Origin of the sequence: Candidatus Defluviilinea gracilis (genome assembly GCA_016716235.1) — a bacterium.
Lineage (GTDB): Bacteria > Chloroflexota > Anaerolineae > Anaerolineales > Villigracilaceae > Defluviilinea > Defluviilinea gracilis.
In genome coordinates, this window is sequence record JADJWS010000007.1 from 293,423 (window position 1) to 317,313 (window position 23,891).

General features: G+C 50.8%; 29 protein-coding genes. 19 read left to right on the forward strand and 10 right to left on the reverse strand.

Translation table 11 applies throughout. From position 1 onward, the window contains the following. Positions 1-59: 59 nt before the first annotated feature. Positions 60-956, reverse strand: coding sequence for a phosphotransferase family protein (locus IPM31_19330; protein MBK9009124.1), 897 nt, complete (start codon positions 954-956; stop codon positions 60-62). A 347-nt stretch (positions 957-1,303) separates the two neighbouring features. Between IPM31_19330 and IPM31_19335 the strand changes: the two genes are divergently transcribed. The 4 genes from IPM31_19335 to IPM31_19350 all read left to right on the forward strand — a co-directional run bounded on the left by IPM31_19335 (position 1,304) and on the right by IPM31_19350 (position 5,639). Next, positions 1,304-2,431: an amino acid ABC transporter substrate-binding protein gene (locus IPM31_19335; GenBank protein ID MBK9009125.1), complete on the forward strand. Its 1,128-nt coding sequence runs from the start codon at positions 1,304-1,306 to the stop codon at positions 2,429-2,431. Positions 2,432-2,498: 67 nt separating this feature from the next. Beyond that, the gene (locus IPM31_19340) at positions 2,499-3,680 is read left to right on the forward strand and encodes an ABC transporter permease subunit (GenBank protein MBK9009126.1); all 1,182 of its coding nucleotides are present in this window, start codon (positions 2,499-2,501) and stop codon (positions 3,678-3,680) included. A 1-nt stretch (position 3,681) separates the two neighbouring features. Beyond that, complete coding sequence (locus tag IPM31_19345) at positions 3,682-4,881, forward strand: amino acid ABC transporter permease (protein ID MBK9009127.1); 1,200 nt, start codon at positions 3,682-3,684, stop codon at positions 4,879-4,881. A 14-nt stretch (positions 4,882-4,895) separates the two neighbouring features. Then, positions 4,896-5,639 (forward strand): amino acid ABC transporter ATP-binding protein, encoded by a 744-nt coding sequence (locus tag IPM31_19350; GenBank protein ID MBK9009128.1) that lies wholly within the window; start codon positions 4,896-4,898, stop codon positions 5,637-5,639. 18 nt (positions 5,640-5,657) lie between these two features. Here the strand turns inward: IPM31_19350 and IPM31_19355 are convergent, their stop codons facing one another. The 7 genes from IPM31_19355 to IPM31_19385 all read right to left on the reverse strand — a co-directional run bounded on the left by IPM31_19355 (position 5,658) and on the right by IPM31_19385 (position 8,906). Continuing rightward, positions 5,658-6,047, reverse strand: a complete 390-nt coding sequence (locus IPM31_19355) for a type II toxin-antitoxin system death-on-curing family toxin (protein ID MBK9009129.1) — start codon at positions 6,045-6,047, stop codon at positions 5,658-5,660. Beyond that, positions 6,047-6,244, reverse strand: coding sequence for a DNA-binding protein (locus IPM31_19360; GenBank protein MBK9009130.1), 198 nt, complete (start codon positions 6,242-6,244; stop codon positions 6,047-6,049). Before IPM31_19360 ends, IPM31_19355 begins: the two co-directional genes overlap by 1 nt. A gap of 73 nt (positions 6,245-6,317) precedes the next feature. After that, complete coding sequence (locus IPM31_19365; protein ID MBK9009131.1) at positions 6,318-6,701, reverse strand: hypothetical protein; 384 nt, start codon at positions 6,699-6,701, stop codon at positions 6,318-6,320. After that, positions 6,698-7,030, reverse strand: a complete 333-nt coding sequence (locus IPM31_19370) for a hypothetical protein (GenBank protein MBK9009132.1) — start codon at positions 7,028-7,030, stop codon at positions 6,698-6,700. The genes IPM31_19365 and IPM31_19370 overlap by 4 nt, the downstream gene beginning before the upstream one ends. Before the next feature lie 110 nt (positions 7,031-7,140). Then, entirely contained in the window at positions 7,141-7,527 is a 387-nt protein-coding gene (locus IPM31_19375) for a hypothetical protein (protein MBK9009133.1), read from the reverse strand. Beyond that, positions 7,524-7,859, reverse strand: a complete 336-nt coding sequence (locus tag IPM31_19380) for a hypothetical protein (GenBank protein ID MBK9009134.1) — start codon at positions 7,857-7,859, stop codon at positions 7,524-7,526. The genes IPM31_19375 and IPM31_19380 overlap by 4 nt, the downstream gene beginning before the upstream one ends. Before the next feature lie 18 nt (positions 7,860-7,877). Then, the gene (locus IPM31_19385; protein ID MBK9009135.1) at positions 7,878-8,906 is read right to left on the reverse strand and encodes a type 2 isopentenyl-diphosphate Delta-isomerase; all 1,029 of its coding nucleotides are present in this window, start codon (positions 8,904-8,906) and stop codon (positions 7,878-7,880) included. Between the two features lie 63 nt (positions 8,907-8,969). Here IPM31_19385 and acpP point away from each other — a divergent pair, with 63 nt between their 5' ends. Further along, positions 8,970-9,203 (forward strand): acyl carrier protein, encoded by a 234-nt coding sequence (gene acpP / locus IPM31_19390; GenBank protein MBK9009136.1) that lies wholly within the window; start codon positions 8,970-8,972, stop codon positions 9,201-9,203. 143 nt (positions 9,204-9,346) lie between these two features. On the opposite strand, the gene sucD is transcribed toward acpP, so the two are convergent. Further along, positions 9,347-10,210 (reverse strand): succinate--CoA ligase subunit alpha, encoded by an 864-nt coding sequence (gene sucD / locus IPM31_19395; GenBank protein MBK9009137.1) that lies wholly within the window; start codon positions 10,208-10,210, stop codon positions 9,347-9,349. Continuing rightward, positions 10,207-11,337 (reverse strand): ADP-forming succinate--CoA ligase subunit beta, encoded by a 1,131-nt coding sequence (gene sucC, locus IPM31_19400; GenBank protein MBK9009138.1) that lies wholly within the window; start codon positions 11,335-11,337, stop codon positions 10,207-10,209. The genes sucD and sucC overlap by 4 nt, the downstream gene beginning before the upstream one ends. Before the next feature lie 196 nt (positions 11,338-11,533). Between sucC and IPM31_19405 the strand changes: the two genes are divergently transcribed. The 14 genes from IPM31_19405 to IPM31_19470 all read left to right on the forward strand — a co-directional run bounded on the left by IPM31_19405 (position 11,534) and on the right by IPM31_19470 (position 23,626). After that, entirely contained in the window at positions 11,534-13,354 is a 1,821-nt protein-coding gene (locus IPM31_19405) for an ABC transporter ATP-binding protein (GenBank protein ID MBK9009139.1), read from the forward strand. 155 nt (positions 13,355-13,509) lie between these two features. Beyond that, positions 13,510-13,830, forward strand: coding sequence for a GIY-YIG nuclease family protein (locus tag IPM31_19410; protein ID MBK9009140.1), 321 nt, complete (start codon positions 13,510-13,512; stop codon positions 13,828-13,830). A 215-nt stretch (positions 13,831-14,045) separates the two neighbouring features. After that, a complete protein-coding gene (locus IPM31_19415) occupies positions 14,046-15,743 on the forward strand; it encodes an ABC transporter ATP-binding protein (GenBank protein MBK9009141.1) in 1,698 nt (565 codons plus the stop codon). A gap of 135 nt (positions 15,744-15,878) precedes the next feature. Then, complete coding sequence (locus IPM31_19420) at positions 15,879-16,115, forward strand: DUF2281 domain-containing protein (GenBank protein MBK9009142.1); 237 nt, start codon at positions 15,879-15,881, stop codon at positions 16,113-16,115. After that, positions 16,112-16,504 carry a PIN domain-containing protein gene (locus IPM31_19425; protein MBK9009143.1) on the forward strand — a complete coding sequence of 131 codons (393 nt, stop codon included), beginning with the start codon at positions 16,112-16,114 and terminating at the stop codon, positions 16,502-16,504. The genes IPM31_19420 and IPM31_19425 overlap by 4 nt, the downstream gene beginning before the upstream one ends. Before the next feature lie 2 nt (positions 16,505-16,506). Continuing rightward, positions 16,507-16,737 carry a YgiT-type zinc finger protein gene (locus tag IPM31_19430; protein MBK9009144.1) on the forward strand — a complete coding sequence of 77 codons (231 nt, stop codon included), beginning with the start codon at positions 16,507-16,509 and terminating at the stop codon, positions 16,735-16,737. Positions 16,738-16,757: 20 nt separating this feature from the next. Further along, positions 16,758-17,015 carry a hypothetical protein gene (locus IPM31_19435; protein ID MBK9009145.1) on the forward strand — a complete coding sequence of 86 codons (258 nt, stop codon included), beginning with the start codon at positions 16,758-16,760 and terminating at the stop codon, positions 17,013-17,015. Beyond that, entirely contained in the window at positions 16,996-17,286 is a 291-nt protein-coding gene (locus tag IPM31_19440) for a putative toxin-antitoxin system toxin component, PIN family (GenBank protein ID MBK9009146.1), read from the forward strand. Before IPM31_19435 ends, IPM31_19440 begins: the two co-directional genes overlap by 20 nt. A gap of 143 nt (positions 17,287-17,429) precedes the next feature. Beyond that, positions 17,430-18,497, forward strand: a complete 1,068-nt coding sequence (locus tag IPM31_19445; protein MBK9009147.1) for a hypothetical protein — start codon at positions 17,430-17,432, stop codon at positions 18,495-18,497. 76 nt (positions 18,498-18,573) lie between these two features. Beyond that, positions 18,574-19,572, forward strand: coding sequence for a hypothetical protein (locus IPM31_19450; GenBank protein ID MBK9009148.1), 999 nt, complete (start codon positions 18,574-18,576; stop codon positions 19,570-19,572). Positions 19,573-19,578: 6 nt separating this feature from the next. Beyond that, complete coding sequence (locus IPM31_19455; protein MBK9009149.1) at positions 19,579-20,226, forward strand: hypothetical protein; 648 nt, start codon at positions 19,579-19,581, stop codon at positions 20,224-20,226. 116 nt (positions 20,227-20,342) lie between these two features. Continuing rightward, a complete protein-coding gene (locus IPM31_19460) occupies positions 20,343-21,488 on the forward strand; it encodes a dienelactone hydrolase family protein (GenBank protein MBK9009150.1) in 1,146 nt (381 codons plus the stop codon). Between the two features lie 209 nt (positions 21,489-21,697). Beyond that, positions 21,698-23,131, forward strand: a complete 1,434-nt coding sequence (locus IPM31_19465) for a trimethylamine methyltransferase family protein (protein MBK9009151.1) — start codon at positions 21,698-21,700, stop codon at positions 23,129-23,131. A 252-nt stretch (positions 23,132-23,383) separates the two neighbouring features. After that, complete coding sequence (locus IPM31_19470; protein ID MBK9009152.1) at positions 23,384-23,626, forward strand: hypothetical protein; 243 nt, start codon at positions 23,384-23,386, stop codon at positions 23,624-23,626. The last annotated feature ends 265 nt before the right edge of the window (positions 23,627-23,891 follow it).

Sequence of the window (23,891 nt, forward strand, 5' to 3'; positions counted from 1 at the left end):
AGCTGTCGGAGCATTGAATTGGAGTCGCCTCACGCCCAATTCGCTCCACGCCTCACGTTTTACACTTCCCTCAGCCACCTTTGAAACTCACTTCCACTCGTGCTGGATTCAAACCTCTCAAAATACTTCTGCCCGTAGCCTTCGTAATCAAAATCAAGTTGCGAGACGCCGCGTTGTACCTGCGCCCACATTGCCTCTCTTAGATCGGACATGATCTTCATTAACTTGAGATGCGCGTGTTGTGAGTCTGTTGGGTTGTTGAAGTAGGCGCGGAGCAAGATGGCATCTTGTTCTACGTTGAATTCGTGTTGAACGGCGAAGTTGCCCAGGTCAAAGAAGATGTCGCCCATGCCCGCGTATTCCCAATCCAAAACGCGGATGCGATTTCCATCATCAATAAAGTTTCCATTGAGTAAGTCATTGTGGCAGGGACGGAGTGCCAGCGGCTCGCGGGCGTAGAGCGCTGTTTCGATCTCACTTGATTTTTCGAGATACCAATCCATCTTATCGGGTAGTTTTACATTGAAACTGCGAGCAGTTTTGGCGTATTCCTCCGCGACGCGGAAGGGAGAGAAAAAGCCGGGAAAGTTTTCAATCGCGTGATAGGCTTTCATAGATTCAAGCACGCGTTTGATGTTTTCCTCCGTGCCGATCTCCTCAGCCGACATCCCTTTGCCTGAAATGAAACGAGCGAGGATGAATCCCTCAGGGGCAATAAAGGCAACAGGGTTTGGAGCAACTCCAATTTGCGCGGCGAGGCGGGAGCATTCATATTCCACCGCGCGGTCGATGCCGAGAAATTTTGTCTCGTTGCCGCCCATCCGCAAGACGAAGGAGTCTCCGTCTGCTGTGATCTTGTAATTCTTGTTGGTGATGCCGCCCGTCAACTCAACGACTTCGATTGACTTGGCGGAGGCGATTTGCGGAATGCGCTGGAGGATTGTGCTGAGTTCCATGGTTGACCTCGATGGCAGGACGTGCGCGAATTATACTTTTGATTTGCGGAATAGAAACGACCTTGCGAGATATAAATGTTTCCGCGAAACGAATAGTCAAATCGCCTTGCTTTTTTTCAAAAAATGAATTACAAACCTTTCAACACGAAAGGAGGTGCGCCGCCCCCGTCCTGTTGTAAAGAACTGCGCCGTATAAAACGAGATCGTTCAATAGACCTCTTGCGAAAATCACTTTCGCCACAGAGCACACAGAGAAAGAGAGCATTTCTCAAAGGTCTCTGTGGACTCTGTGGCTAAGCTAGAGACACTTATGCAAGAGGTCAAATAAAACTCTACTTGGAGGAGAGATGCGTAAAACCTATACCACCCTATCGTTGTTTGTCCTGTTCGCGCTTGTGTTAGCCGCATGTGGCACCGCGGCTCCTGCGCCCGCTCCCAGCGGCGAAACCGTCACCGTGAAAGAAACTGTAGTCGTTGAAGTGACCTCATCCGCGCCGGTTGTTGTCGCTCCCACCGGCTATGGCGTAACGCTGAAAACCGTGATGGAACGCGGCAAGTTGGTCTGCGGCGTGAACTCGCAAGTGCCGGGCTTCGGCTACGTGGATGCGAGCGGAAATTTTGCGGGGATCGATGTTGATTATTGCCGCGCCCTCGCCGCCGCCATTTTTGGCGATGCTACCAAAGTCGAATTCCGCCCTGTGACCGCCGCCGAGCGCTTCACCGCTTTGCAATCCGGCGAAATCGATATCCTCAGCCGCAACACCACGTGGTCGCTTGTGCGTGATACCGAGTTGGGCGGCAACTTCGTCCACACCACCTTCTATGATGGTCAAGGTATGATGGTTCCGAAAGATAGCGGAATCAAGACCCTTCAAGATTTGGCGGGCGGCACGATCTGCGTTCAGACCGGCACAACCACCGAACTTAACCTCGCCGATGTGATGGCGTCGTTGGGCGTCGAGTACACCCCGGCTGTTTTCGAAGATGCCGATGCGACATTCGCGGCATACTCCGAAGGGCGCTGTGACGCCGTCACCACCGATAAATCCGGCTTGGTCTCGCGCCGCTCTGTGTTGGCAGATCCGTCTGCTCACGAGATCCTCGACGTGACCATGTCGAAAGAACCGCTCGGTCCGATGGTTCGCCACGGCGACGATCAATGGTTCGACATCGCGCAATGGACGGTCTTCACGTTGTTCTCCGGCGAAGAATTTGGAATCACCTCTGCTAACGTGGATGACATTCGCGCCAATGCCACCGCGCCTGAAGTCCGCCGTATGCTTGGCGTGGAAGGCGACCTGGGTTTGAAACTCGGGCTCACCAACGATTGGGCTTATAACATTATCAAGCTCGTCGGAAATTACGAGGAGATTTACAATCGCAACCTCGGTCCCGATACCCCGACTTACATTCCGCGCGGCTACAACAGCCTGTACACCGATGGCGGCTTGCTCTATTCGCCGCCGTTCCGTTAGACCATAAAGAACGCAAAGAGGGCGGGGAGATATTCCCCGCCCTCTGTTTTCATTTGGATGACTCTCCATGCAGCGCGAACATAACCAAGCCGCAACAATTCCATTTTGGCGCGATGAGCGCATTCTCAAAATTTTAGGGCAGATCGTTTTTGCTTTGTCTGTTTTCTATGTGGGCATGCTCATCTACCAGAACATGAAAGTCGGGCTTGCCAAACAAGGCATCTCGTTCAGCTATTCATTTCTGACCAACATCTCCGGCTTCGACCTTGCGGAAACCTCTTTCCCCTACGACCGCAACTCCGCGTATTGGCAGGCGTTTCTCGCGGGATTGCTGAACACGCTCAAGGTCGGCGTCGTCGGCATCGTCTTTGCGACCATTCTCGGCGTGATTCTCGGCGTCGCGCGCCTTTCCACGAATTTCATCATCAACCGCCTCGCAACATTTTATCTTGAACTCATTCGCAATCTTTCGTTGTTGGTATTCTTGATCTTTTGGTACCTCGGCGTTTTTCTCAAACTTCCGCGCGTGAAGGATGCCATCTTATGGCCCGGCGATATCATCCTGACGAATCGCGGCGTGGGCATCCCTTGGGGGATTCCAACCGCTTCTTTCCCGACGTTCCGCCTGATTCTCCTCTTCGGCTTGATTCTCGCCGTCATCGTTTTCTTCGCTCTTCGAGCCTATAGCCAACGCACAGGCCGCGCCCCGTTGACTCTACTCTGGTCGCTCCTCACATTTGTATTGGTTGCGGTAGCGGGCTGGTTCATCCTCCCTGTCAGACCGCTCACATTGGATCTCGCTTTCGTGAAAGGATTGAATCTCGCAGGCGGGAAAATTCTCACTCCCGAATTCATGGCGCTCACGTCGGGACTCGTGCTGTATACCGCCGCATTCATCGGCGAAGTCGTGCGCGCGGGGATTCAATCCGTTTCAAAGGGACAAGTGGAAGCCTCACGCGCGTTGGGCTTGAACGGCTTTCAAACCTTGCGCCTGATCGTTTTCCCGCAAGCCCTGCGCGTCATCATCCCGCCGCTGACGAGTCAATATCTAAACTTGGTGAAAAATTCATCGCTGGCGATTGCAGTCGGCTATCCCGACGTTTTCTATGTATCGAACACCATTCAAAATCAAACAGGTCGCGCGGTGGAGATGATCTCGTTAGTGATGTTGACCTATCTCAGCATCAGCCTTCTGACTTCGGCGTTGATGAACTGGTACAACCAGCGGATCAAATTGGTGGAGCGCTAAGATGGCAAACGTCGAATCTGTCCTCCCGCCGATGACCGAACGCTCCAACCTCCTGCGTTGGGCGCGCAAGAATCTATTCGGTTCGTGGTACGACGCAGTGTTGACCATCCTCGGCGCGTGGATCGTCTATTGGGCGGTGAGCGGTCTGCTGACGTGGGTATTCACCACAGCCGAATGGAAAGTGATCATCGTCAACATGCGCTTGTTGATGATCGGGCAATATCCACTCGAGCAGGCTTGGAGGTTGTGGATCTGGCTTGCCCTTCTGGTTTTTCTTTCGGGAAATTCATTGGCGATCTGGGCGAGAGGTTCGCGTTATGCGCTTGTGCTTTTAGTTTTACCTGTCGTGCTGGCGTTTGCTTTTCCGTTCGGTGACGAGCCGCGTAAGTGGCTGGTCATCTTAACCGTCACGGGACTGGCAGGCTGGGGAATCGGGCGAACCAGCCCGGACGTCCTGAAAAGAAGCGTGATCGCGGGGTGGGTCATCTCACTGCCCATCATCATCCTGCTCACGCGCGGACTCTCCAAATCCGAAACGGGATTCATGCCCATAGTGACGACCAACCTTTGGGGCGGGTTGTTGCTCACCTTCCTGCTGACGGTGGTCGGAATTATGTTCTCTTTCCCGATCGGTGTACTGCTGGCATTGGGGCGTCGCTCGGAATTACCGATCATTCGATGGTTTAGCGTGGGTTACATTGAGTTGGTGCGCGGCGTGCCGTTGATTTCGATCCTGTTCATGGCGCAATTGATGTTGCCGCTCTTCTTGCCAGACGGCTGGACGGTTGATCGCGTTGTCCGCGCGATGGTGGGGATTACGTTGTTCAGCGCGGCGTATCTGGCGGAAAATGTGCGCGGCGGCTTGCAAGCCATCCCGAAGGGACAGTTCGAAGCGGCGGAGGCGTTGGGCTTGAGCGGCGCGCAGACGATGGTCTTTATCATTTTGCCGCAAGCGTTGCGCTTGATCATTCCGATTCTCGTGGGACAGTTCATCGCGTTGTTCAAAGATACATCGCTGGTCGCCATCGTCGGCTTGCTCGATCTGCTGGGAATGGCGAAGACTGTGCTAGCCCAACCGGAGTTCCTCGGCTTGCAGCGCGAGGTGTATGTATTTATTTCGTTGATCTTTTGGGTGTTGAGTTACGGGATGTCGTACTTGAGTCAGCAATTGGAAGTGCGGCTCGGAGTTGGAATTCGATAACGAGGATAAGCGCTATGGCAGACGAACCGATCATCAAAGTTCAAGAAGTTCATAAATGGTATGGGAATTTCCATGCGTTGAAAGGGATCAACATGGAAGTGGCGAAAGGGGAAGTGATCGTTATCTTCGGGCCGTCGGGTTCGGGAAAGTCTACGTTCATCCGCACGCTCAATCGTCTTGAGGAACATCAACGCGGGAAGATCATGGTGGACGGCATCGAGATGAGCCACGATGTGCGCAACATCGAGCAGATTCGCAGTGAAACAGGCATGGTCTTTCAGCAGTTCAACCTGTTCCCGCATTTGACCGTGATGCAGAATATCGTCCTTGCGCCGATCCAAGTCCGCAAGTGGACGAAGCAGAAGGCGGAGGAGATCGCCATGCAATTGCTGGAGCGCGTTGGCATCCCCGAACAGGCGAAGAAATTCCCCGGTCAACTTTCGGGCGGACAGCAGCAACGCGTGGCAATCGCGCGCTCGCTGGCGATGCAGCCGAAGATCATGCTGTTCGACGAGCCGACCTCCGCGCTCGACCCTGAAATGATCAAAGAAGTGCTGGATGTGATGACCGAACTCGCAAAATCAGGCATGACCATCCTCGCTGTGACGCACGAAATGGGTTTCGCCCGCGCCGTCGCGGACCGCATGATCTTTTTCGACAAAGGTGAAATTGTGGAGCAGGGGACGCCTGAGCAGATCTTCAATTCCCCGAAGGAAGATCGGACGAAGTTGTTTTTGTCACAAATCTTGAGGCATTGATTTATTACGTGTGCTGGTTCACGAAAATTCTCTGATGTGGTTGGAGAGCCATTTCGTAAACTGGTCGCGTTCAAGCTTGCCAGCGGCAACCGATAAGATAACTTCCGTTTGTTCGTCAATACTTGCATCTATCATGTAACCGTTGATCGCTAGAAACATTGCCATAGCCGCATGACCTGTGCGTTTGTTTCCGTCTGCAAAGGGATGGTTTTGAATCAAAGAAAATCCCAACGCCGCGGCTTTTTCTGCGAGGTTGGGATAGAGTTCATTTCCACCGAAGGTCATATAAGGTTGGGCGAGCGCGGATTCGAGCGCGCCAAAGTCTCGGATTGCAACCAAGCCCCCAGTTTGCTTCATAATGCGTTGATATATTTCGAGAACTTCGGTGATGGTGAGAGATCGAATCATTATGCCAGTCGCTTGTACAGTTCGTTGTATGTCTCCAAAACGTATTCAAGCGCTTTTTGAAAATCTTCTTGCGGACGCGCGACCAATTCCTCAACACTCACTCGAAGTAATTGTTCGACGGGAACGTTGAACTGAGTTGCAAGATTTTGTAATTTTTCGAATCGGTCTTCTGAAAGCGTAACTGTAACTGTGACCATGGCATACCTCTCTCGCAATTATACAACCTTACGCGTTGATCAATTTTCCATTCCAACAAACGCCGTCGCGGAGCTATTTGTTGATAATTAACGCAACCTCATCCAATACTTCGAAAATATTGACAGGTTTGCCTGATGTGATATTCGTTTCGCTGACATGGATGTGATGCGGAAAGTTTTCAAGATGGGGGTAGTGCGGAGCGTTGTCCCAGCGGCAAATGAGATTGCCGTTTGTATCAGCCCAATGATAACTATAGGTTACAAGGCGAATCTCACCTTCTGTGTTCTGCTCAATGAATTCTGAAAATTCCATTTTGCTGTTATCCGAAAAGAAAATGCGAACGCGTAGATGACCGTTATTTGATCTATCTACGCGTTTAAGAAACTTAAAATCAACAACAACTGAATCGGTCAAGAGACGATCCTTGACCGATTCGAAGTATTCGGCGATATTCATTTCTGGCTTTCGTTGGAAAGGAATTCCAGACGTTGTCGTAGATTATCCGCCATTTGAGCCAGTGACGCCCATTCGACATAATCCATGCGGTCGTCGGTTTTGCCCGCCTGCCATCTCTTGAAAAAATCCGCTGTGGACATGTTGTGTTGACGCTCAAAGTCGCCCAGGTCTTTTTCGGTAGCCGCGAGATCAGACTGCAACTGGCTGAGTTCTAAATCTAGAACCTTGTTCAAGTTACGCGCAGTTGTTTCGCTTACCTGCCCGCTTTCGTAGAGTTTGAACAAATTACCAACTTGTTTTTTTGTATTGGCTGACGTGTGAATAGTCATAGCGCGCCTCTGTTTCAATTATACAACCACAAGCCTGTCTTTTCGCAATTCATCCAATGTTCCCGCGCCTGAGGTGAACATCGCCACCTCGATCTGTCGCTTCGTTAACTTCATCGTTTCAGTTTGTGGATGGCTGATGCGATCTCATCAAGCACGTCGAAGATATTGACAAGTTTGCCTGAAGTCACATCCGTTTCGCTGATGTGGATGTGATGCGGAAAGTTTTGGAGATCAGGGAAGTGTTTCGCATTATCCCAGCGACGAATGAGATGTTTATCTTTATCCATCCAATGATACCGGTAGCTGGTTAATTCCAAATCGTCCAGCCATTGTACGAATTCAGAGAAATCGAGGATATCGCCGTTGGTCAAATTTGCTCGAACACGGATAAACCCCTCCTCAAGGCTGGCAAACTCCCTGATGACATCAAACCTGATAACAATAGAGTCGGTCGAAAGGCGTTCTTTGACCGACTCCACGTATTCGATCGGGTTCATTCCGACGATTCGCTAAGAAGTTCGAGTCGCTTGCGGATGCTGTTTGCCATTTGAGCAAGCGACGCCCATTCGACCGATTCGGCGCTATCATCTGTTTGTCCTGCCTGGTAACGCTCGAAGAATTCGGGAGTGGACATTTTGAATTGTTTCTCGTAGTCGGCTAATACTTTTTCAATCTCGTCTAATTGAGATTGCGATTGGCTGACCTCGTACTCGACTGCTTTGTTGAGCGTTTGCGCGGTCAAATTGCTGACTTGTTTTTTTTCGTAGAGTTCAGCTAGCCAGCGGACACCTCTGGCGTATTTTGTGTTGGGCGTAGTTTGAATAGTCATGCAACACCTCTGTTTCAATTATACAACCACAAGCCTGTCTTTTGTTAGCTCTTTCAATGTTCCGGCACCCGAAGCAAACATCGTCACCTCGATCTGCCGCTTCGTTAGTTTCATCATGTCAACTGCTTGCTCGGTCGAAATTGCCGCGGCTTTGAGGAATTGACCTGCCATGCCGCCGAGCGTTGCGCCGAGGGCGATGCACTTGGCGATGTCGAGTCCATCTTTGATGCCGCCGCTGGCGAAGATGGTCATGTCGGGGGTTGCTTTCTTCACATTCAAAATTGAATCTGCCGTTGGGATTCCCCAGCCAACAAACGTCGCGGCGAGTTGACGGGTGAATTCGTCGGGGGCGCGGTGCATTTCCACTTGTGACCAACTTGTGCCGCCCGCGCCTGCGACGTCAATGGCGGAAACGCCGCAATCGGATAATAACTTTGCTGTTCGTTCGGAGATTCCCCAGCCGACTTCTTTTGCAATGACGGGGACCTCGATTTGTTTGCAGACTTCCTCGATTCGTTTTGCAAGCCCATCAAAATTTGTGTCGCCCGCATCTTGCACGGCTTCTTGTAACGGATTCAAATGGAGGATCAACGCGTCGGCTTGGATCATGTCTACGGCGCGGCGGCAGTGGTCAATGGTGTAGCCGTAATTGAGTTGTACTGCGCCAAGATTTGCGAACAATAAAATATCAGGCGCGACGCGGCGGACTTGAAACGTCCGCGCTTGTTCGGGGTGTTCGATCGCCGCGCGTTGACTGCCGACTCCCATAGCGATGTTCATCTCTTGCGCGGCTTCGGCGAGACGCAGGTTGATGGTCTCGGCTTCGGCTGTGCCGCCCGTCATCGAAGAGATGAGGATGGGAGCCGCTAGAAGTTTGCGAAACAGGCTGACCGTCGTATCGAGGCGGTTTAAGTCCAGTTCGGGCAATGCTTCGTGGATGAATCGGTAATTCTCCAGTCCTGTTGTCAGCGCAGAGCGGACATCCTGCTCTAAGTTGATCTTAATATGGTCTGCTTTTCGCTGGTCTATCGGCGCAACTTTTGACATGGGGCAGTGTTCCTGTGGTTGTATTATCTAGTACAATAGAAGAAATTCTCTGAGGAGGTTGTCATGTCTGACACATTTAACGACGTAAAGGCGATTATCAAGGATTTACTGGGCGCCGACGAGGCGAAGATCACACCCGAGGCTCGCTTCCGCGAGGACCTTGAGGCTGATTCGCTCGACTTGGTGGAGTTGATCATGGCGTTTGAAGACAAGTTCGGCGCCGAGATTTCCGACGAAGCCGCCCAAAAGATCGCTACCGTCGGTGACGCCGTTTCGTACATCGACTCGCATAAGTAAATCCTTTTGGCGATTATAACCGTAGAGCCGTCCGATAAGGACGGCTCTACGTGTTTAATTTAAACCTTTGCCACGGATTTCACCGATTCTCACGGATTGGTTTTAAAAATTTGAGAAAATCTGTGTAATCGGTGGCTGGGGTCTTACTTCAATAGCGACGGAATCTCCTCGGGATGTTTCGCTACTTTGACTCCCGCGGCTTCGAGCGCTTTGACTTTGCCTTCCGCAGTCCCCGCGCCGCCTTCGATGATCGCGCCCGCGTGACCCATCCGCTTACCGGGAGGGGCGGTCTGGCCTGCGATGAATGAAACGACAGGCTTGGTCATCTTCGATGCGATAAATTCTGCGGCTTTGTCCTCATCCGAGCCGCCGATCTCGCCGATGAGCACAACTTTTTCGGTGTGCGGATCGTGTTCGAACATTTCCAGCACGTCAATGAAATTCGTTCCATTGACCGGGTCGCCGCCGATGCCCACGCACGTGGATGCGCCCATGCCGACGAGTTTCAACGCGTACAACACTTCATACGTGAGCGTGCCTGAGCGCGAAACGACTCCCACGTTGCCGGGGATGGCGATGTTGCCGGGGATGATGCCAACTTTTGATTCGCCGGGGGTCAGCATGCCTGGGCAGTTCGGACCAACCAAGCGAACGTTTTTCTGGTCGAGATAATTTCGCACGCGCATCATGTCTTGCACAGCGACGCCTTCGGTGATGCACACGACGAGGGGAATGCCCGCGTCTGCCGCTTCAAACATCGCGTCGGGCGCGAAGCGGGCAGGGACGAAGATCACCGCGCAGTTCGCGTCGGTCGCTTCTTTTGCGAGTTTGACCGAATCGAATACGGGGACTTTTCCATCCAGCACCCATTCGCCGCCTTTGCCGGGCGTCACACCCGCGACGAGATTTGTTCCGTATGCCAGCATTTGTGTGGAATGAAAGAGTCCTTCGTTGCCGGTGATACCCTGCACGAGAAGTCTTGTGTTTTTGTTGATCAGGATGCTCATCTCGCCGCCTCCACTGCCTTCTTCGCCGCGTCGGCAAGAGTCTCTGCCGTGATCATTTTTGCAGATTTCAAAATTTCGCGTCCTTCTTCCGCGTTCGTGCCGACGAGCCGCACGACCATCGGAACTTTCGGTTTGACTTCATCCATGGCGACCAAAATTCCACGCGCCACTTCGTCGCAACGGGTGATGCCGCCAAAAATGTTGAAGAGAACCGCTTTCACGTTGGGGTCGGACAAAATGATTTTCATCGCCGCGGAAACTTTATCCGAGCCTGCGCCACCGCCGATGTCCAGGAAGTTGGCGGGCGAGCCGCCGAAGAGTTTGACGATGTCCATACTAGTCATTGCCAAGCCCGCGCCGTTGACCATGCACCCGATGTTGCCATCGAGTTTGATGTAAGAGAGTCCGTACTTCCGCGCCTCGGTCTCGGCGGGCTCTTCTTCGTCAATGTCGCGCATCTCGTTCAAGTCTGTGTGACGGAACAACGCGTTGTCGTCAATCATCATTTTGCCGTCGAGCGCGACCAATCGTTTGTCTTTCGTGATGACCAGCGGATTGATCTCTGCCAGCGTCGCGTCGGTTTCGAGATAGGCTTGCCACAGTCCCGCCGCGATCTTGCTGAAGTCGCGCCAATGTTCGCGCGGCAGGTCAATCGAAGCGGCGACATCGCGCGACTGGTAATCGCGCAACCCCAACAGCGGATCGATATGCACCTTGATAATTTTCTCAGGTGTCGTCGCGGCTACTTCCTCGATGTCAATGCCGCCTTCGCCCGAGGCGATCATCACAGGTTTTTTCGCGGCGCGATCGTTCGTGATAGCAAAATAAATTTCATGTTCGATGGCGGCGGCTTCGTCCACCAGCACTTTTCGAACGGGCAAGCCCTTGATCTCCATCGCGAGGATCTGTTGTGCGAGTCCCTCGGCTTCTGCCGCGCTTTTGGCAACTTTGATGCCGCCCGCTTTGCCGCGTCCGCCCACCAGCACCTGCGATTTAACAACAACGCGGCCCCCCAGCTCTTCGGCGATGTGTTTCGCCTCCACTGCGGTAGCCGCCACCCGTCCCTTGGGGATCGGGATTCCATACTTTGCAAAGATCGTTTTGGATTGATACTCGTGAAGTTTCATGTGTCCCTTCAAGTTCTTCAAGATAAAAGCACGGGCATTATACCACCGTGATGTTTGCGACGCAGTTGCACTGCGTCGCGTTCATGCGACTGACTCGCCGTGATGTTCGTGACGCAGTTGTACTGCGTCACCTCTGGTGGCAGTGCAACTGCCACCAGAACAGAAAAATAATTTATGGTATCCTTTCAAGCCCGCTATGAAAAATTTACTCAGAACTCGAATTTTCCTCAAGCCATACACATGGCAGATCCTTGCGACTCTCTTGATGCTGTTCATCATGACCGCGCTCAACCTCCTCGTCCCGCGCATCATTCAGACAGCGGTGGATGACGGACTCACTCGCCGCGATATGCGACAGATCACACAGTCCGCGCTTCTCCTTCTCGGACTTGGGCTTGGTTCGGCTTTCCTCAGCCTGGTCAACCGTTACACGACTGAATGGATCGCGGCTCACGTTGGCTATGACCTGCGTAACCGCACGTTCGATCACATCCAGCATATGACGTTTACGTACCACGATCATACGCAATCGGGACAACTCATCTCGCGTTGTATCGAAGACGTCCGCTCGATAGAAAAATTTTCAGGCACGGCGGTTTCCGACCTTGTGAAGTTTGTCATGCTCGCCGTTGGAGTGATCTATTCGATGGTCGCGGAGAATCCATTCCTGGCGGGGATCGCGCTCGTGCCGATGATTCCGCTTGTGTTGATGACCTCCAGTTTTGGCACGAAGATCGGAAAATTATTCTTCATCGTGGATCAAGCAATGGGCGAGGTCTCGAATCGCTTGCAGGAAAATGTCGTCGGCGTGCAAGTCGTCCGCGCGTTTGCGCGTGAGAAATACGAGATCAAACGGTTCACCGATGCGAACAATGTCGTTTTCAAATCATGGGTGCATGTCATTGACGAGTGGTCGAAGATCATGCCGACCACCAACTGGCTCACGACGGTCAGCGTCATCTTGATCCTGTGGTTCGGCGGGCAGATGGTCATGGACGGAACGTTGACCATCGGCGCGATCGTCGCGTTCAACGCGTACATCTTGATGATGGCGGAACCAGCCCAACAGTTGACGGGACTCGTCAACGCGGGCGGGGAGGCGGCGGCTGGCGCGCAACGTGTCTTCGAAGTGTTGGACGTGGAGCCAGCGATCCAGTCCGCGCCGAATGCGGTGAAGATGGAATCCCTGCGCGGCGAGGTCGAGTTCCGCGATGTGCGGCTGAATTACAAAGGCGAAAAAACCGTCTCGTTGAATGGTGTCAGCGTAAACGTCAAACCGAATCAGATCATCGCATTGATCGGACCGACGGGTTCGGGCAAAACCTCATTCATCAATCTCATTCCGCGCTTCTACGATGTGACCGATGGCAGTGTGTTCGTGGATGGCGTGGATGTCCGCGAAATGGATTTGGTGACTCTGAGAAAGCAAATTGGCATCGTTTTGCAAACTTCGCTGTTATTTTCCGACTCGATTAAAGCAAACATTGCCTATGGCCGCCCCGAAGCGACGATGGACGAAGTCATCGCCGCCGCGAAAGCCGCGCAAGCGCATGAGTTTATCGAAGGGTTTACCAACGGCTACGACACTATCGTCGGCGAGCGCGGCGTGACGCTTTCAGGCGGACAACGTCAACGCGTGGCGATTGCGCGCGCGCTGTTGATGAATCCGCGCATTTTGATTCTCGATGACTCAACTTCATCGGTGGATACTCAAACTGAAAAACTAATCCAAGCCGCGCTGGATACGCTGATGGAAGGACGCACAACGTTCGTGATCGCGCACCGTTTATCTACAGTGAGACGCGCCGATTTGATCCTCGTGCTGGATAAAGGTCAAATCGCCGAACGAGGCACGCATGAAGAACTTCTCAAACGCGGAGGACTGTACAAAGAAATCCATGACCTGCAATTGGTAGATCACGCTGGTTTTGCGGAGGAGATGGAGGAAAACTTCCTCGCTGAGCGGAGCGAGCCGATAGGCGAGCGCAGTCGAAGCGAGAGCAGTCAGGAAGCATAAAATTCCTTTTGAAACATGTCCTTCGACTTCGTTCCTCGCTGAGCGGAGGAAGGGTGCTTGTCCGTTCCCTAGTCGAAGCGTGCGTGCCCCAATGTCCTTCAACTGCACTCGTCGCAACAACTGCTCCTCGTTCCGCTCAGGACGGAGAAAACAATATGCCTTATCTTGTTTATATCCTTGAATGCGCTGATGGCTCCTTTTACACAGGAAGCACTGACAACATCAATAAACGACTCTGGCAACATCAAGAAGGCGTTGAGTCATCCGCGTACACTTTTTCTCGTAGACCTGTGAAGTTGGTTTGGGCTTCGGACGAAACAAAATATTATTACGATGCCCTCCGATGGGAGCGACAGATCAAAGGTTGGAGCCGCGCCAAGAAGCAAGCATTAATTCGCGGTGACTTTGATGGAATTCACGAGATCGTAAAGACTGAAAGAAAGCAGAGAGAAAATAAAAAGAAACCTCCTCGCTGAGCGGAGCGTAGCGAAGTCGAAGCGTGAGCATGAAGCCAACTTTTTTTCATGAACACTTGTCCTTCGACTGCGTTCGTCGCTATCGCTCCTCACTCCGCTCAGGACGGAAATAGATATGACCACCAAAATTATCCCTCCCCAATTTATCACCCAATCGGAAGAGACAGCTCGATAAGGGCTACGACCCCAAGGTTGCGCGTGGATTGCTGCGCTTTGTGAAACCGTATGCGCCGCGCATGTTCTTTGCGTTGACCCTGATGATCATTGTCACTGCCGCGGCTGTGTCGGGACCGTACTTCGTCAAACTTGCGATTGACGAAGGCGTCGGCGCGAAAGATGCCCACGCGTTGAGAAATATCGTGCTGGCGTATTTGATTGTGTCGGTCGTTCAACTCGTGACTAACTTCTACCGTGTGCGGATCATGTCTCGCGTGGGGCAACACGTGTTGTACGATGTCCGCACGGCGATGTTCGAGCATTTGCAGAATCTGTCGTTGAGTTTTTATAACCGCTACAGTGTGGGGCGTGTCATCACGCGCGTTATCAATGATGTTGGCACATTGCGCGAGTTCATCACGTGGGCGGTGCTGGCAATTGTGCGGAATCTGCTTGGCATCATCGGTACGTTGGTTGCGATGCTCGCGCTGGATGTGAAGTTGTCATTGCTCACGTTTACCGTTTTGCCGTTCATGGTGCTGGCGACGATCATCTTCCGCAAAGCCGCGCGGCAGAGTTATCGCAAAATTCGCGCCGCCGTTTCGTGGACGAATTCGGTGCTGGCGGAGAATGTCAACGGGGTGCGGGTGGTGCAGGCGTTCTCGCGGCAGGAGAAAAATTATTCCACCTTCAACGGGTATGTGAATCGTTATTATCTCGAAACGAGTCTCGATGCGGCGAAGGTCGCGTCGCTATTCACGCCAGTGGTGGATGTGCTCGGCGCGATCGCAACTGCCATCGTTGTGTATGTCGGCGGGAAATATGTGTTGAATACCGAGATCACTGCAGGCGTGTTGATCGCGTTCATTTTGTACATTGACCGCTTCTTCGAGCCGATCCGCGATATGAGTCGGCGCTTCGACACGCTTCAATCCACGATGGCGGGCGGCGAGCGGATTCTCGAACTGCTCAGCCAGCCCGTCGAGGTGCGGGATGCGGAAAATGCCAAAGGGTTAGAGGCAATCGTCGGCGGCGTCCGATTCGAAGATGTCCAGTTCCATTATTCCGATGATCCGACTCTCGTCCTCAATCAAATTAATTTAAATGTGGATGCGGGGCAGACAGTGGCGTTGGTCGGGGAGACGGGCGCGGGCAAGACGACCATCGTGAAGTTGCTGGCACGCTTCCATGATCCGACGTCGGGCTGTGTGCGCGTGGACGGCGTCGACCTGCGGACGGTGACTCAGGCGTCGCTGAGGCGGCAGATGGGGATGGTTCTGCAAGACCCGTTTCTGTTCACTGGCACGGTGAAGGAAAATATTTTGTTCGGTCGTTTGGATGCAAATGATGAGGAAGTGATCCGCGCGGCGCAGGCGGTGGGCGCGCATGAGTTCATCATGGGCTTGAAAAATGGATACGAGACTTCGGTGGAGGAAGGCGGCGCGACGTTGAGCGTGGGGCAGAGACAATTGATCTCGTTCGCGCGCGCGTTGCTCGCCGACCCGCGCATTTTGATTTTAGATGAAGCGACCTCGTCGGTGGATACGCAGACCGAGCAGATCATCCAACACGCGCTGGCGACTCTGTTGAAGGGACGCACATCCTTCGTGATCGCGCACCGCCTTTCAACCATCACATCCGCAGATAAAATCGTGGTCATTCACGATGGGAAGATTGTTGAGCAAGGTTCGCATACCGAGTTGCTGGCGAATCAGGGGATGTATTACGAGTTGTATCGGACGGGGTTTCAGGAGTAGGTAAATAAACCTGACAGGTTTCCTGTGCGACATGATTGACCCAGCCGTTCGCGTGGACGCGGATTCACGATTGGGGCGGTTATGTGAAAACCTGTCAGGTTTGGATGAAGTGCTATAATTTGAGATGAGGTAACTATGGCTATTCCTAGAATCCTTGAAGATATTCAAAACCTTCCTCCCGAAGCGCAAAAACAAGTTTCTGATTTTGTGGCTTTTCTAAAAGCGCGCTACAGTGAAGTTTCGCGCAAAAAGTCCAAACGCGGAAAACTCGAAGATGAGCCTTTTATTGGGATGTGGAAAGATCGCGAAGATATGCGTGATAGCGTGAGATGGGTGCGGGAATCTCGCGAACGTGAGTGGGGAAGTAAATGAGCATCGTGCTCGTAGACACTGACATACTGATTGACGCTGCCGCTCAAAATGCTGATGCGATTGACTGTTTGAAGCATTTTGAGGGAAAGTCAACGCTCGTGGTAAGCGCAGTGACAGAGTTGGAACTTCTGGTTGGTTGTCGAAACAAAATCGAATTACAAAACACAGACCGATTGCTTGAGCGATTTCAGGTTGTCCCACTGAACGAACAAATTTCAAATGGAGCGGTTGGTTTAATTCGTAAATACCGCCTGAGTCATGGGTTGCTTCTTGCAGACGCTTTAATCGCGGCAACCGCGCTCGTTGTGGACTGTGAATTCGTTTCCAAGAATCAGAGGGATTATCGGTTTGTGTATGATCTGAAACTTTTACCCTATCCATTGAGGTAGCCATGTTCAAGTGCCATGTATGCGGTTCGACAGAATACCGCGAAGAAGTAGTGAACGAGGTATTTCAAATTGACGGCAAACCTGTGCTCGTAGAAAAAATCCCTGCGCAGGTATGTACTCGTTGTGGTGAGGAAATTTTCAGCCGCGAAACGACCGAGAAAGTACGCCTGCTGGTTCATGGGAAGGCGAAACCGATCAAGTCTGTGCAGGTAGATGTGTTTGCGTACGCCTGAGGTAAGTGATGGAGTTGAAAATGGAAACTATTCAAGTTAACGTGACATTTGACCAGATCAAGCAAGCCTTGCGCAAACTGCCTGCGCAGGAAAAGGTTGAACTTTGGCGGTTGTTGGACACGGAGATTGATCGCGTTGTGCTCGAAAAGAAATTTGTCGCGACTGTGAGCGCGATTCGGAAGAAATATTCCCGCTATAGCGAAGAAGAAGTGATGTCGGATGCCGTGAAAGCCACACGCGAATCTCGCAATGCGCGCCATGGCAAGAGTCGTTCTTGATACGAATGTGTTAGTCAGCGGGGTAATTGCTTCGGGTCATTCTGCCCGAATTCTTTATTCAGCGCGGCAAAACAGGATAACGCTCGTGACATCGCCACATTTGCTGGCGGAATTCAATGATGTGATCGCGCATCGCCTTTCGACGATTACATCCGCAGATAAAATCGTGGTCATTCACGATGGGAAGATCATCGAGCAAGGCTCACATGCTGAGTTGCTGGCGAATCAGGGGATGTATTATGAGTTGTATCGGACGGGGTTTCAGGAATGATATCCTTAACAGCTTTTCTTAGATTTGATTTAATTTCAAGATTAAGTAACTTTAATCCATTAATCTACCATTGCTATTAAATAGAAAATTATATATACTCGGTAAAATCGTTTTCGCCTAATCGCAGAAAGGGAGTCGGAGTTATGAAAGTAACCATGTTGGGTTTGAGCGGTTCAGGAAAAACCAGCTACATGGCTGGATTATATGAGGTTCTTGGGGCTAACTCTCTTGAAGGTTTCAAGATACGCCCAACATCCTTAGGCCCAGATGGCGATTGGATAGCCGAAAGCGGAAAATTTGAGAAAATATCATTTGGAGCTCGCAATTTTGATTATCCCCCAGGTACTAAAAAAACTACTGTTTGGTCATTTGACTTACTCTACGAGTCGTCCTTTGTAACATCTATTAGCTGGATAGATTATAGAGGTGGTGTATTAAAGGTTCAGCCTGATGATGCCCCTGAGGATCCAGAAATTTTGGAGAGTTTACGGGAAATAGCCACTCATATTTCTATTAGCAATGCAGTAATAATTTTTGTTGATTCTGTATCCTTGACAAGTTACAAGAATCTAAAGGAAGCAAGTTTTAAGAGCGGGGTAAATCGTCTAGTAAATGTTCTCAGCAGATTTGACCAACAGTTTCCGTTTCGACCATTGACTTATGTTATCGCCTTATCTAAGGCTGATGCTGTGGACAAGAAGTGGCAAGAAGATAATTTTGGGAAACTTGTATCCTTAGCGCAGGATACTTTTAAAGAATTGATTGATCTTCATAAACGTAATGTTTCACATTGGACGGGTGCAATAATTCCTGTGTCAGCTGTTGGTCTAGGAAATGCTGAAAATCACATACGCCTTCCTAAACATCTACAAGATTCACTTGAAATGAGCAGTAAGTTGATATCGTTCCCAGAGCCCTTAAACGTTGCCCATGCTTTAGCGTTTTGTATTTGCCAAACTTTGCGCAGGTCAAGAGATGTTGCACAGCAAACTTTATCTGATCAACGAGACCAGATAGAGAAATTATTAAAAGCTTCAAACTGGGCAAAAAACTTATGGTCTGCGCTAACGGGTAAGCAAACATCGCAAGAAATTGCATCCGAAATCTACAAGCAGCAACAATCTACATTTGCGAGTCTACAGCAGTTCGAGAGATTTATTGAACCACTTTGTCGAATGGCTGAATCGGAAATTCGAATCATTCGCGTGTAGGAAATAGGGTTCTCGAATTATGCACTATTATCGCTTTTTATACTCTCGATCATATTCAGAAGATTATCGGTGGATGATGGTTCCGCCTGTCGCGCCTGAAGATGAATTGAAGAGCCTGCTGAGAATATACGATTCCTATGATGATGTAAAAGAAATTAACAGCATAAATAGTTCATTTCCATCTATATATTTGCTTCAAGAGTTGAAGATGCTTTATTTATTTAAATGCAGCCCGTTAGATGTGGTTGATAGATTGGAAAGGCAAATTTATGGCATGGAAGGCGTTGCTATTGAGAGAGGTTTTTGGAGAGATTTTTGGTGTATCCTTCCAAAGGTGTTACTAAATCTTGATCAGTTGTTCTTAAAACAGCGAGATCTAAGCCCAAAACGTAATGATAAATTGAGAAGAGTCTCTTCTGATAAAGAGAAACTCGATTCGAAGATATTGTCTTCGACGAGTTATTTTGAAATATCGAAAAAAGAAGAATTAGCTGTCAGAGATAACAACCCCATTATTCTCCCTTTTAATAAAACTGGGTTTGAAAGTCTTGTAAAGATTACCTCATCTCCTCATCTTCCACTTGTAAATTTTGCATTTGGTGCAACAAATCAAATTCAACAGGTAGCAGATTTTAAGATACTTGCGTTCATAACTCATTCAGATGCAATACTTGAAAAACGAGAGTTTGCCGAGGCTGGCACTAAGGTTAGTCAAATTGAAACATCTAAAGCGAATCAAACTTTTAATAGTAAACAAGTTGAGCATTATGTGGAATATGAAACCTGCGAAACTCAACTGTTTTCCGCAATGTCTGGAGGCTCTAGATTATTTAATAAGCCAAATGTAAATTGGGTGTTTGTCGCTGTTTCTACATCTAAGAAGGGTGGAGTAATTGCTCAATCTGAGGTGGTGGAAAAAACATCTTATTCTGATGAGGCCCCGAATATATTACAAGTTGCCAAAAATGTTGAAATTTTACGAAAGATGCTTGATGAGATGGAAACTCTTGGCTGGAAGGTTTATTCACGCGGGGAACCATGGTGGCGGGTAACGCTGAGGAAATATAGATCATAATCGCCCATGGAAAAAAAGGATTTATTAAGCACCCTTTTTCGTGTAATTATTCGTGAAGGTGGCGAAGATGTTGTGTTTGGCGGGCTCAATAAATTCTTGGTTTTGTTGTTTGCATCGAGCTTCCAGCTTGCCTTTGGGTCTTTCGCACTTGCCTTGCCAATTGCGGCACTTACCACTTTTGGACTTAAGGCAGGATACATAACTGCGCTGGAAATGAGTAGAGTAAAAGCTCTCGGTACCGCCTACAGAGTGTCTGTATCTCCGAAGTCCAAAATTCTCGTTGCGCAAAACATCCAGCCTGCAAGCTTGGCAGATTTCCCCGTTCCCTTACCGATTGAAGCTAGTTTTTATCCAAATGATTTGATTAGAAAAACCTTGGAATCGAATCCACAGGCGAGTATTTTGGACAAACTGGCGGTTCGGCAACTTGATGTTAGACCTATTTATAAGTCGGTTAGCGAGTTGCTTTATAACGAATCGGGCTCAAGATGTGTTGAGTGCGGTAAAGCAATTTATTTACTAGAAGGCTATCAAGTGGGGCATATATCGTCGTGCTCAAGAAACCCCAATCGTTATTTTGATTGGTGTGATGATTGCTTTACTGATTTGACAATATCGAAACATAAAGTTACCTGCATTAGATACTCTTCGTGAAGAAATTATATACACGTTGTGTTGGATAATCAAGAGATCCCTTTCATTGCCAATTCTAAAACAGGAGTTGAGGCTGAATTACGTCACCAAATTTCAAGAAGAGAAAATTAGCAAACATGAATCGCCGTAGTTATCTCTTCTGCTTTCTCCTCCTCACCGCCTGCCAACCCTCGCAACCTCCTCCAACCCGAACCCTGCCTCCGCCTCATGTTGTGATTGAGGCCATCACGCCTGTTCCTCTTCCAACGGATACGCCGCTCCCTTCGCCGACTCCTACAATTGAAGAAATAATTTATCCCTACACCATCGAGGGACTGCGCCAGCATGAGTATCAAAGCGGGGAGGTTCGCATCCTCGAAACGTTGACCGAAACGGACAAGTACACCGCGTACCTGATTGATTATCCCAGCGACGGGTTGACGATCACGGGTGTGATGCAGATTCCGAAGGGTGAGGGTCCGTTCCCTGTCATTGTGATGAATCACGGATTCTACGCGCGGAGCATTTACACGTCGGGCGATGGCACAGATCGCTCGTCCGTGTTTCTGGCGGAGCGGGGATACATCACCCTCGCGTCCGATTATCGCAGTTGGGGCGGGTCGGATGTGGGGGAGAGTCTCTTCTATTCAGGCTTGGCGATTGATGTGATCAATTTGCTCAATGCGATCCCGTCCATTCCGCAGGCGGATGCGACGCGGGTTGGGATGTGGGGTCACAGCATGGGAGGGGGAGTGACGATGAAGGTGTTGACGATCCTCGGTGGTCGAGTAGCCCCGAGCGATAGCGAGGGGCGTATCGAGACCACTGTGAAAGCCGCTGTCCTCTATTCCTCCGTCAGCGCGGATCATGCGGATGTGATTGCGCGTTGGGGCAATGGTTGTCTCGGCGACATCGCCGCGGGCGAGCAACTTCTCGGATGCAATTCGGCGGATGTTGTCCCGCTTGAGTTGCCGAACAGCCTGCTCAACGCGTTTCACAACGCGCCGAGCGACTCGGAGTTGATGAAGAGTGTCTCGCCGATCTTTCATCTTGATTCTATTGACGCGCCGATACAAATCCATTATGGGTCGAACGATGGACTCGTGTACAGTGGCACGCCGCCTGAATGGTCAATCAAGTTGGATCAAGCGTTGCGCGATGCGGGGAAAGATGTTGAACTGTTTCGCTATGAGGGTGAGGGTCATTCGTTTGTGGGTCAACCGTGGTTTGATTTTATGATCCGCGTGGTGGATTTTTTTGATGAATATGTGAAGAGTGGGTAGAAAAAAGCAATTCGCGCTGAGCGGAGCGTCCTTCGTCTTCGTTCATCGCAAATTACGCTCTTCACGCCGCTCAGGACGAGTACAAACAAGCAAAGAGCGTAGACGAAGCGCGCGTTGCATGGAAACTCAACACAACTTGAAACATGCGCTTCGTCTACGGGACAGAAGAACACTGTCCCTCCGCTCAGCGCGAAAAAATTGGAGAATATATGAACAACGTCCGACCGCAGATGAGGTTGTTGAGTGAGTCGCAGAGGGAGGAGATTCATCAGTACACGTTGCAACTGCTCGCGACGACGGGCGTGCGTGTGGACTCGCCGTCGGCGGTGGAGATGTTGGGGAAAAGGGTAGGCAGGTCGAACGTCGAGGGAAGAACCGTGCGGATACCGAGCGAGGTGGTCGAATGGGCGATAAAAGCCGCGCCGCGCAGAATCCAAATCTATGACCGACGAGGGAATCCGCAATTCCAAATTGGGAATGAAGAAGACCGCGCGCGATTCGGAATCGGAGTCACCGCGTTGTTTTATCAGGAGCCAGAGACCGATACGCCTGTGGAGTTTCAGCGTAAACACATGCAAGACATGGTGCGCGTCGGAAATAAATTGCCGCTGTACGACATGGTCTCGACGATCGGCATTTGCCGCGACGTGCCAGATTATCTGACCGATCTGCTTGGCTCGCTTGAACATTTTGCGAACGGCACGAAGCCGATGGTGTTGTTGTGTTCGGACGAAAAAAAATTCGACGATGTGTTGAACATGATCCAGCATTTGCACACGCGCGACCTGGGCGACAAGCCTTTTATCATTCCGTATTTCAATCCCGTCTCGCCGCTGGTGATGAACGAAGGCACGGTGGACAAAATGAAAATCGCCATCGAGCGCGGACTGCCCGTCATCATATCCAATTACAGTTTGTCGGGCGCGACCACGCCGATCACGCCCGCAGGGACGATCGCCGTGTTGATGGCGGAGTTGCTCGCGGGCTTGGTCATCGGGCAATTGTATAAAGAAGGCGCGCCGATGTTCCTCGGCATGTTGCCCGTGTATCTCGACATGAAAACACTGCAAAATTTTTACGATCCGCAAAGCGTGTTAGACAGCCTCGCCTGCGCCGAGATGATGGCGCATTACGGCATCCCGCATTGCGGCACGTCGGGGAGCGGCACAGGCTGGGGCATGGACTTGCTCGCCGCGGAAACATTTTGGATGAACACGCTGATGATGACTCTGACGAAGGGCGGCATCGCTCCGTTCATCGGCGATACGTTGGGATCGAAAGCCGTCTCGCCGTTGACGTTTATCTACTGTCACGAGATCATTGATCAGGCTCTACGCTTCTCTTCGGGATTTCAACTTGACTCTGCTTCGGTGGGCTTGGACGAAATCCACGCGGTGGGACCAGGCAAGGGATTCGTCTCCGCGCCGTCTACGTTGAAAAATTACAAAACGGGATACTACGTCAGCCGCATCTTCCCGCGCTGGAGCATGGAGAAGTGGCTGGAGGCGGGTCAACCGCATGTGCAGAAACGGTTGAAGGAATATTCGATTGAGTTCTTGAAGGATTTACCTGTCCCTGAGGATCATGAGGAGGTGATGAGGAGAGGGGAGAAGTGGGTGGAGGGGTGGGAGAGGAAGAGGTGAGGAGTTATCAGTGAACAGTTATCAGCCACGATTGGATTTCGGCGGGTCGCGCAGCATCCTGCCTCAGTTCGTGGAAGTCCGCTCAAGCGGACTCGCGAGCGTCGCCGCGAGATCAGCCCGAAGGGCTTCCATGTGCTGAGCAAGCGGCTTTAGCCCTGCGAATCCCATCCTTGAAATGGACCCGACCTATGAAAAAACCAGTAACCGCCGCGCGTGATAAAATTGAACCACTGAGTTGAAAGGAAGCACAAAATGGCTCTGGAAACTTTGGAAAAATTACTGAAACAAGCAGATCGCCTATCTCCCAATGAACAATTGCTTCTTGCCACGCGGTTGATCGAGCGGGCAAGACAATCCGTCAAACCTATGAAAGCAAGTGACTTGCTCAAGTCTGGCTTAGTGGGTGTTTGGTCGAAGCGGCAGGATATTGGCGATAGCGTTGCGTTCGCTCGCAAGTTACGGTCACAGGCACAGACGCGGAGTCGCGCCTCGTGATTTTGCAAGACCAAGATAGCAGAGGTCGTTTATGAATTGTTATTACCATCATGGTGTTCCAGCTATTGGATTGTGCAAGAACTGTCACAAAGGCTTATGTCGGGAATGTGCTGTAGATGTGGGAAACGGATTAGCGTGTAAAGATAGCTGCGAAACAGCAGTTAATGAAATAAACGACATATTTCAGCGTACGAAAGGTCAGTACTACCGTTTGGGTTCTAATTATGTGCGCGGAGTTTGGCTTGCGTCAATATTTGGAGTCACC